At 72.4% G+C, this 6,275-nt stretch carries 3 protein-coding genes; 1 reads left to right on the forward strand and 2 read right to left on the reverse strand.

Annotation, left to right across the window (positions count from 1 at the left end; translation table 11 throughout):
* Window positions 1-169 precede the first annotated feature (169 nt).
* A complete protein-coding gene (locus DC432_RS12660) occupies window positions 170-3,985 on the forward strand; it encodes a choice-of-anchor I family protein (RefSeq protein WP_207770821.1) in 3,816 nt (1,271 codons plus the stop codon).
* Window positions 3,986-4,113: 128 nt separating this feature from the next.
* Here the strand turns inward: DC432_RS12660 and DC432_RS12670 are convergent, their stop codons facing one another.
* A complete protein-coding gene (locus tag DC432_RS12670) occupies window positions 4,114-4,830 on the reverse strand; it encodes a Type 1 glutamine amidotransferase-like domain-containing protein (protein ID WP_165801266.1) in 717 nt (238 codons plus the stop codon).
* A 606-nt stretch (window positions 4,831-5,436) separates the two neighbouring features.
* Window positions 5,437-6,275: thiolase family protein (locus DC432_RS12675; protein WP_133177937.1), on the reverse strand; the 839-nt coding region annotated here is incomplete at its 5' end.

Below are 6,275 nucleotides of genomic sequence, written 5' to 3' on the forward strand. Positions count from 1 at the left end.
GCGGCGGGACCGATGGCATCCCGCCGCTCCGACGCGACCGCGTTCTCCCGCCGTTCACACGGATGTCACCGGAGCGGGAGAGGATCACCGGGTTCGCCGCCTCCGCGGCGACCGACGCGCGCGCGGCCCGTCGCGCGCGCTTCGTCCCCCGGCACCCGAGGACACAGCCATGCCTTCGACCCTCTTGCGCCGCGCCGTCGCGTTCACCGCGACGACCGCGGCCGTGTGCGCGCTCGCCCTGTCGAGCGCGACGGCGGCATCCGCCGCCATCGTCAGCGCACCCGTCTCGAACAGCGCCCCCGGCGCGGCACTCAGCGTCACCCCCGTCGGCTCGTACGACACCGGCGTCTACAAGCAGTCCGCCGCCGAGATCGTCCAGGCCTACCGCGATCGACTCTTCGTCGTCAACGCGCAGGCCGGCAGCGTCTCGGTGCTCGACAACCGCGACCCGAAGAAGCCCGTCAAGCTCTTCGACATCGCCTCGGACGGCGTCGCCAACTCCGTCGCCGTGCGCGACGACGGCCTCGGCGTCGTGGCCTTCGAGGCGAAGGACAAGACCGCTGCCGGTCACCTCGTCTTCTTCGACGCGAACAAGGACGACGCGTCGGCCGCCACGCTCGGCCAGGTCACCGTCGGCGCCCTGCCCGACATGGTCACCTTCTCGAAGGACGGCTCGTACGCCGTCGTCGCCAACGAGGGCGAGCCCGCGAACGACTTCTCGAGCGACCCCGAGGGCACGGTCAGCGTCATCGCGCTGACGACGGCGCTCACCGCCCCGGCGCAGAGCGCCGTCAAGACCGCCGGCTTCCGCGCCTTCGAGCAGGGCGGCACCAAGACGCTCGACCCCAAGGTGCGCGTCTTCGGCCCCGACGTCGCCGCGCCCGACCAGGGCGGCACGCCGCTGTCGGCCAACCGCGTCTCGCGCAACCTCGAGCCCGAGTACATCACCACCGACGGCACGGTCGCCTACGTCACGCTGCAGGAGGCGAACGCCCTCGCCACGGTCGACCTCGCCAAGGCCGAGGTCACCGGCATCCTGCCCCTCGGTTACAAGGACTTCGGCGTCACCGGCAACGGACTCGACACCAGCGACAAGGACGGCAAGATCGACATCCGCACGGTGCCGGGCCTGAAGGGCCTGTACATGCCGGACGGGATCGCGTCGTACGCGGCCACCGTCAACGGCAAGGCGAGCACCTACCTCGTCACCGCGAACGAGGGTGACGGCCGCGAGTGGGGCACGTTCATCGACGAGGCCCGCATCAAGGACCTGGGCAAGAACGGTCTGGGCGCCGTCTGCGCCACCTCGCCCCTCGCCGGCCGCTCGGCGGATGCCGACCTGGGCCGCCTCAAGGTCGTCACCGACCTCGGAAAGACCGCCGACGGCTGCTACAGCGAGCTGTACGCCTACGGCGGCCGCTCGTTCTCGATCTGGGACACCAAGGGCACGCTCGTCTTCGACTCGGGCGACCAGTTCGAGCAGAAGCTGAAGGAGGTCGCTCCGCAGCTGTTCAACGTCTCGAACGACAACAACACCGTCGACGATCGCAGCGACGACAAGGGCCCCGAGCCCGAGAACGTCACGGTCGGCGTCGTCGACGGACGCCCCTACGCCTTCATCGGCCTCGAGCGCGCGGGCGGTGTGATGATCTACGACATCACCGACCCCGCCAAGCCGGCCTACGTCACCTACGTCAACAACCGCGACGCCGCCGCCGACGTCAAGACCGCCGCAGCGGGCGACCTGGGCCCCGAGGGCATCGCGTTCGTCTCGGCGCTGCGCTCGCCCACCGGCGTGCCCCTGCTCGTCACGGGCAACGAGGTCTCGGGCTCGACCACCGTCTTCGAGGTGCGTCCGACGCAGCCGAAGACCCCCGATCTGCAGATCCTCACCATCAACGACTTCCACGGTCGCCTGCTGCAGGAGACCGGGGGCGTCGCGGGCGCGGGCGTCCTCGCCGGCGCGGTCGAGAAGTACCGCCAGCAGAACCCGAACACGCTGTTCGTCTCGGCCGGTGACAACATCGGCGCGAGCGCGTTCGAGTCGTTCATCGATCAGGACACCCCGACGATCAAGGCCCTCACAGCCGCCACCCTCGACGTCAGCGCGGTGGGCAACCACGAGTTCGACCGCGGTTTCGCCGACCTGACCGACCGGGTCATCCCGGCCTACGGCGGCAACACCGGCGCGTCCAGCGACTTCGCCCTCGGCGCCAACGTCTACAAGAAGGGCACCAAGACACCCGCCCTCAAGCCGTACACGATCAAAGAGGTCGACGGCACCAAGGTCGCCTTCGTCGGCACCGTCACCCGCCAGACGGCCGGCATGGTCGACCCGTCCAAGATCGACACGATCGAGTTCGGCGACCAGGTCGAGGCCGCCAACCGCGAGGCCGCGAACGCCCGCGCCGCCGGCGCCGACATCGTGATCCTCCTCGCCCACGAGGGCTCCGAGGGCACCGACTGCGCCAAGATCGCCACCGAGACCGGTGACTTCGGCGACCTCGTCCGCGGCGCCTCGACCGATGTGAACGCGATCGTCTCGGCGCACACGCACCAGAAGTACGCCTGCACCATCGGCGGTCGTTCGGTGATCCAGACGGGCCAGTACGGCACCAACCTGGGCACGCTCGACATCGACCTGAACGACGACGGCAGCCTGGCATCCATCACCCCCGGCGTGCGCGCCCTGCTCGACCCGACGGTCACGCAGTACGTGGCGTACCCCCAGCGGGCGACGGCGAAGATCGTGGCGGATGCCAAGGCCACCGCCGACGTGAAGGGACAGGTCGAGGTGGGCAAGATCACCGCCGACATCGCCCGCGCGAAGAACAACTCGGGCGGCGAGGACCGCGGCGCCTACTCGACGCTCGGCAACACCGTGGCGGACGTCTACCTGTGGGCCACGAGCGAGAACCCTTCGTTCAACGGTCAGGACGCCCAGATCTCGTTCATGAACCCGGGTGGCCTGCGCGCCGACCTGCTCTACGGTTCCGACAACGGCTCGGTGTCGTACCGCGAGGCCGCCAACGTGCAGCCCTTCGGCAACACGCTCGTGACGCTCTCGCTCACGGGGGCGCAGATCAAGCAGGTGCTCGAGCAGCAGTGGCAGCCCGACGGCGCGTCGCGCCCGGTGCTCGCGCTCGGCGTCTCGAAGGGTTTCACCTTCGAGTACGACCCGGCCGCCGCGAAGGGCTCGCGCATCAAGGCGATCGCCCTGAACGGCACCGCGATCGATCCCGCCGCGTCGTACCGCGTGGTCACGAACTCGTTCCTCGCCGCGGGCGGTGACAACTTCACCGCCTTCGCGCAGGGCACGGGCAAGGCCGACTCGGGTCAGATCGACCTGCAGGCCACCGTCGACTACTTCGCCGCGAAGAAGGTCGTCGCGCCCTCGCCGATCGGACGCGCGTACCTCACCGGGACCACGCCCGTGAACGAGGGCGGCAGCACGCCGACGCCGACGCCGACGCCGACCACCTCGCCGTCGCCCACCCCGACGGGCTCGCCGTCGCCCACCCCGACGGGTTCGCCCACCGGCTCGCCCTCGCCGAGCCCCACCGGGACGCCGACCGGCACGCCGACCTCGTCGCCGACCGCGGGCGTCACGATCAGCGCGAGCGCCACGCGCGTCGAGCAGGGCGGGTCGTTCACGGTCACCGTGACCGGTCTGAACGCGGGTGAGCAGCTCACGGCGACGCTGAACAGCACGCCGACGGTGATCACCGGCATCCCCGTCGCCGGCGCCGACGGCGCGGTGTCGTTCCGCGTGAGCGTGCCCGCGGCTCTCGAGCCCGGTGCGCACACGGTCGTCATCACCCGCGCCGACGGCACCGTACTGCCGGCCCTGTCGATCGAGGTGTCCCGCAAGGGCACCCTCGCGACCACCGGCGCCCAGGCGCCGTGGGGCCTCGCCCTCGCGGGCGGCATGTTCGTCGTCGCCGGAGGCCTCGCCTTCGCGCTGCGCCGCCGCCGCACGGTCTGACGCCCGGCACCGGAACGGCCCTCACCCTTCGGGGTGGGGGCCGTTTCTCGGTGGGCGAGTCGCCGGTTCTGGCGCTACCGGGTCCCCGCAGGCGGCAGATCCCGGCGACTCACTCGGTCAAGGCGGGGTCAGGCGCGCAGCACCTGCACCTGGGTCCCGGATGCCGCGGCCTCGACCCGCCAGACCTGCCCATCGCCGCGGACGGCCGGGGCCGCCTGCGCCGAGATCACCAGCGCCGTGTGCTCGTCGACGGCGACGCCCTCGGCGACGATGCCCGTGTCGACCGCGGCGACGAGGCGCGAGAGGGTTCCCCACTGGGCGGCGTGCACGTCGACGGCGAAGTCGAGCAGGCCCAGGCCGGGGCGGACCTCGACCTCGTCGAGCTCCTCGGCGGCGTCGGGCGAGACGACCTCGACACCGCGCACGCGGTACCCGCCGACGAGCGCCGGGGCCGCCGCGATCGCCGAGCCGGCCGAGAAGCCGGCGTACGGCATCCCGTCGCGGACGCGGTCGACCACGGCATCCCGGATCCAGGCGACGGCGTCGAGGTACGCGGGCGTCAGGCCTCCGCCGACGAACAGGGCGTCGGCGGCGAGCACCGACGTATCGAAGGTCCGGCCCTCGACGATCGTGTGCACCCGGATCTCGTCGCTCGCTGCGCCGGCCGCCTCGAGCATCGCCGCGAATCGCGGCGCGGACGTGTCGTCGTCGGCCTCGACCACCAGCAGCACGGCGATGACGGGCGCGCGGTCGCCCGCACCGGCCCGCGCCTCGTCGACGAAGGGACGCAGCAGGTCGCCGCAGCGCGCGGTGTCGCGCCCGCCGCCGAGAAGGTACACGCTCATCCGTCCATCATCCGCCCCCGGCTCACCCCGTGCACAACGGTGGAAGCCCACGGCGACACGCCGCCACACGACCCCCACCGCACGGCGTGCCGCCAGATTCCCCGCCGCTGTGCACCCAGCGCCGCCCACGGCACCCCCGGGGTCACCACAGCGCCGCCCACGGCACGCCCGGGTCATGCCGGGCACAACGGCGGGAGCCAGCGGCGACACGCCGCCACACGACCCCCACCGCACGGCGTGTCGCCATCTTCCCCGCCGCTGTGCACCCAGCGCCGCCCACGGCACCCCCCGGGGCCACCACAGCGCCGCCCACGGCACGCCCGGGTCACCCCGGGCACAACGGCGGGAGCCAGCGGCGACACGCCGCCACACGACCCCCACCGCACGGCGTGCCGCCAGATTCCCCGCCGCTGTGCACACAGCGCCGCCCACGGCACCCCCCGGGGTCACCCCAGCGCCGCGCACAGCGTCCCCGGGTCACCCCGGGCACAACGGCGGGAGCCCACGGCGACACGCCGCCACACGACCCCCACCGCACGGCGTGTCACCACATTCCCCGCCGTTGTGCACAACGACGCCGCGCACGGCGCCGCCCACGGCGCGCCGTCAGTACCGCCGCAGCAGCGCCGCCAGCGCCTGACCCCCGCCGATGCACATCGTCACGACGGCGTATTCGAGGTCGCGGCGCTGCAGGTCGAGGGCCGCGCGCACCGTGAGGATCGCCCCGGTCGCCCCGACCGGGTGCCCGAGCGCGATCGCACCGCCGTACGGATTGACCTTCTCGGGGTCGAGCCCGGCGTCGCGGATCACCGCGACCGCCTGCGCCGCGAACGCCTCATTCAGCTCGATCACGTCGACGTCGGCGGGCGTCAGACCCGTCCGCTCCCACAGGCGTTGCAGCGCGATGACCGGCGCATAGCCCATGATCTCGGGGTCGACGCCCGCGGTGGTCACGGCCTCGAGGGTCGCCAGGCCGGTCAGCCCGCGCTCGCGCACGTCATCCTCGCGCATCAGCACCATGGCCGCCGCACCGTCGTTGATGCCCGAGGAGTTGCCGGCGGTGACCGAGCCGTCCTTCTCAAACGCCGGACGCAGGCCGGCCAGTGTCTCGAGGGTCGTTCCCGGCCGCGGGTGCTCGTCGACCGCGACCTCGACCGGGCGCCTCCCGCCGGTCGTCACCGCGACGATCTCTTCGGCGAACGCCGCGCGAGCCGCATCCGTCGCCGCACGGCGCTGACTCTCGACGGCGAAAGCGTCCTGCTGCTCTCGAGAGACGTCGTACCGGGATGCCACCACCTCGGCCGTCGTTCCCATGTGCCGGCCGCTGAACGGGTCGGTGAGGATCGCGAGCGTGCCGTCGAGCAGGGTGCGATCGCCGAGTCGGGTGTTGCCGCGGGCGCCGTAGTCGAGGAAGGGCGTGCGCGACATGCTCTCGTCGCCGCCCG

It is taken from the genome of Microbacterium testaceum, from assembly GCF_003075375.1.
Lineage (GTDB): Bacteria > Actinomycetota > Actinomycetes > Actinomycetales > Microbacteriaceae > Microbacterium > Microbacterium testaceum_E.

Coding starts and splice junctions, on each gene's coding strand:
- DC432_RS12660 (WP_207770821.1), top strand. CDS start 170: ATGCCTTCGACCCTCTTGCGCCGCGCCGTCGCGTTCACCGCGACGACC.
- DC432_RS12670 (WP_165801266.1), bottom strand. CDS start 4,830: ATGAGCGTGTACCTTCTCGGCGGCGGGCGCGACACCGCGCGCTGCGGC.